Annotated in this window: 1 protein-coding gene and 1 pseudogene; both read left to right on the top strand. The window is 66.5% G+C overall.

The window, feature by feature from the left end:
* On the top strand, nucleotides 1-2,949 hold a 2,949-nt coding region (locus tag K2Z83_RS28020; RefSeq protein ID WP_220598470.1), incomplete at its 5' end, for an SUMF1/EgtB/PvdO family nonheme iron enzyme.
* Between the two features lie 258 nt (nucleotides 2,950-3,207).
* Nucleotides 3,208-3,765: pseudogene (locus K2Z83_RS28015) on the top strand (hypothetical protein); the annotation flags it as partial.

Here is a 3,765-nt window from a genome sequence, read left to right as displayed (position 1 = left end):
CAGATCATGACCGGCCATTCCAATGTCGGCGTGGCCATCGCCGGCAGCCACTACGGCCACATCTTCATCGGTGGTAAGCGCACGGAGAGCGATACTGCCCTGCTGCACGCCTACCTCCAGCGCGTGATCACCGCCTGCGACAGCCTGCCGCTCCAGGCATTCCGCGACAAGCAGGATCTGCACGACCAGGTCGCTCTCAGCCTGGAGCGGGTCTACACCGAGCTGGCAACCAGCGCCGACCTCGTGCCCCGCGAGCGGCTGGAGGGCGATGATCTGGCCCAGCTGGATGTTGACGCCTTCTGGCAGGCCCATATCGGTGATCGCGTGCTGCCCTGGCCGCGCCGGGTGCGCCTGCTCCGCCCGCTGACCGAGGCTGAGCGCGAGGCCCGGCAGAGCGAGCCGGGCCTCGCCGGTCGCGGCCCGCTGCCCGATATGCTGGGGGAGGATGTGGAGCAGGTGGGACGGGAGCGGCTCAAGGAGCTCACCCAGCAGCTGCCCTGGCTCCAGTTCGCCGGCCCGCAGCTGATCACCGAGGCGATCACGGCCAACCCTTGCTTGGTGCTGCTCGGTGAGCCGGGCAGCGGGAAGAGCACCGCGCTACGCTATCTGGCGCTCACGCTCGCCCACGCAGCCCTTGATGACGCGGTCAATCTTCAGGCGCGGCTGCCGGGCTGGCCGACCGATGACGATGCGCCGCGCCTGCTGCCGCTGTTCCTGCCGCTGCTACCTTTCGCCCGCCAGCTCGCCGCCGACAATGCCCAGGCGGCGGGGGCGGCTGAGCTGTGGAATCACCTCGCCGCCCAGCTCGATCGCTACCAAGGCCTGGCCGAGGCCGTGCATAGCGAGCTCGATGCCGGGCGCGTGCTGCTGATGCTCGACGGCCTGGACGAGGTGGCCGGCGACGCCTCGCGCAGCCTGGTCGTCCAGGCGGTTGCCGCCTTCCGCCGCGAGTACCCGCAGTGCCGGATCGTCGTGAGCTGCCGGGTGCGGGCCTACGCGGGCGAGCCGAACGCCGCCTGGCAGATTCCGGGCTGGCCCACGGCCACGCTGGCCGACTGGACGCCCGCCCAGATGCAGCACTTCGTCGCCGCCTGGTACGATGCCGTCGGTGGTCTGCCGCCGGATGAGCGGGGGCGCCGCCGGGACGATCTTCAGGCCGCCCTGGCGCGTCGCGATGATCTCCGGCGGCTGGGGGGGCGCCCGCTGCTGCTGACGATCATGGCCCTGGTTCACTACAACGACAGCAAGCTACCCGAGGAGCGCGCCGCGCTCTACAGCCGCTGCGTGGACATCCTGCTGGCGCGTTGGGAGCTTGGGCGTAATCTGAGCGGCTACGCGAGCCAGTACGGCACGCTGATGGACTACATCGGCATGCCCGACGCGGATGTGAAGACCCTGCGCCCGCTGCTCCAGCAGGCCGCCTTCCGCGCCCACCGGGCGACCACGGCAGAGAGCCCCGGCAGCCTCTCGCGCAATGACCTGTATATGCTGGTGGCCGATGCGCTGAAGGGCCGCCACGCCGACCCGCACACGGCGGCGGGGCGCTTTCTGGAGTATACCGATACGCGGGCAGGGCTGCTCCAGGCGCGCAACGCCGGGGATGAGTATGTCTTCCCGCACCTGACCTTCTTGGAGTATCTGGCCGGGCTGCAGCTGGTGAGTGGGGCAACCTTTGTCGCTCAGATCATGGCCCTGCGCGAGGAAGATCGTTGGCGGGTGCCGATCTTCCTCGGCATAAGTCACGCCGTAAATGAGAGCCTGTATGCCATTCCGTACCAGTTATTGAATCGGCTGCGCTGTGCGAGCGGCCGGGCTGAGGAGTTGCGCCAGCGCGACCTGATCCTGGCCGCCGAGATCGCCGAGGATGTGGGCTGGGCGCGGCTGACCCGTGGCGGTGACGAGTTTGTCCAGCTACGCGCCGACCTTGCCCACGACCTGGCTGCCGTCGTGGAGGGCACGACCCTGCCTGCCGCCGAGCGCGTGCGGGCAGGCGAGCTGCTAGGCGGGCTGGGCGACCCGCGCCCCGGCGTGTGTGACCTCCAGATCCTGATGGTGGGGATTGCGGGCGGGAGCTTTGTGATCGGTACGGATGGCGTAGAGCTGGAACGTGCGACTGAGGCGTTTGTTAGCAAATATCGTGCGGCAGGTAATGCCCTGGATGATAGCCAGATTCCCGCAGTTCATGAGCTTTTGGGAAGCTGGAAAGACGTGCAGCCAGCCCCCCTTACGCTGCCATCCTTCACGCTGGCCCGCTACCCAGTGACCAATGCACAGTTCCAGGTGTTTATCAACGCTGGTGGATACGATCCAACTGCCCCCTGGTGGGACGCACCAGCCCGCGCTTGGCTAGACCGTAATGACACAGCCACGAAGGGACTCCAATCCTACCAACGCCGTCGCCACAAAGATCACCCCGAGTGGTGGGGCGACCCACGCTTCGGGATCGCCCGCCCCAACCACCCGCTGGTCGGGGTGAACTGGTATGAAGCGACCGCCTTCTGCGACTGGCTGACCCGACACCTCGACGATGGCTTTGTTTACCGGCTGCCCAGCGAGGCGGAGTGGGAGTATGCGGCACGCGGTGCGGATCGCCGAACCTACCCGTGGGGCGATCCTGAGCCGAATGGTGAGCAGGCCAACTTCAACCAAACGCACAATGGAACCACCGCCGTTGGCTGCTTTCCTGCCGGGGCGACACCGGAAACCAAGCTCCTCGATATGGCCGGAAATGTGTGGGAGTGGACGCGGAGTGTGTACCAGCCCTATCCCTACAACCCAACCGATGGGCGAGAAGATGGTAGCGACCCGGCACAAAAATACTTTACACTTCGCGGTGGCGCCTGGAGCGATCCTCCGATCTCCCTGCGCGCGGCCCTCCGTCTCTACCGCTCGCCCGACAACCACGATCAAAATGTTGGTTTTCGGCTTGCCCGGCACCTTAAACTGTAAAGACTTTATTGCGTGTTCTGTGTCCTGTATTTCGGCGTCAGTACAGAAGTACAAATGTCTCAGCTTCGGATAGCGCGGTACAGCCCCGTCTGAGCGAGCGGAGCGAGCGAATCGCGATTTTTTCATCACTGAGACACTGAGGGGGTGAGGCACTGAGGCTTTCAGCCAACCCCGTGCTTTACCTCACCTCAAAACCTCAGCCCCTCAGTGCCTCAGCATCTCAGTGTCTCAGTGATTCTCGTGACTGTGGAGGGAACTATGGATCTCACCGAAGCGGCCCGCCAGGTGCTTCTCTACATCGCACCGCTGATCGCCGGCGGTGCCCTGGCGAAGATCGGCGAGGACACCACCGACACGGCGATAGAGCTGCTCGGGCGGGTGTGGGACGCGCTGGGCCGCCGCTTCCGGGGCCACGACGAGGCCGAGGCCGCCATGACGCTCTTCAAGGCGAAGCCGCAAGATGAGGCGCGCAGACAGATCATCGAGGCGCAGGTGATCGAGCGCTTCGAGGCAGACCCCGCCGCCGCAGCGGAGCTCATTGCCCTGGCCAGATCCATCGCGGCCCTGAGCCCGCAGCCCGCCCCGCAGCGCCAGCATAACCAGACCATCAGCGGCAATGCTAACGTCGGCACGGCGCTCGCCGGCGACCTGCACGGCAACCTGACGATCGGCTCACTCGATATGAGCCGCAGTAAGGGTGTCCCGCGCACAGCGCCAGCCCCCGCGGCGGCCCCACCCGCCGCCGCCCCGCGCCAGCGCGTGGACGACTCCACCCTCAGCGCCGACGGCGTGCATTTCTCCTTCGGCCACGCCCTG

This window comes from Oscillochloris sp. ZM17-4, from assembly GCF_019599295.1.
Lineage (GTDB): Bacteria > Chloroflexota > Chloroflexia > Chloroflexales > Chloroflexaceae > Oscillochloris.
The sequence above is the reverse complement of the archived record's forward strand: the minus strand, read 5'-3'. Positions and strand labels throughout refer to the sequence as shown.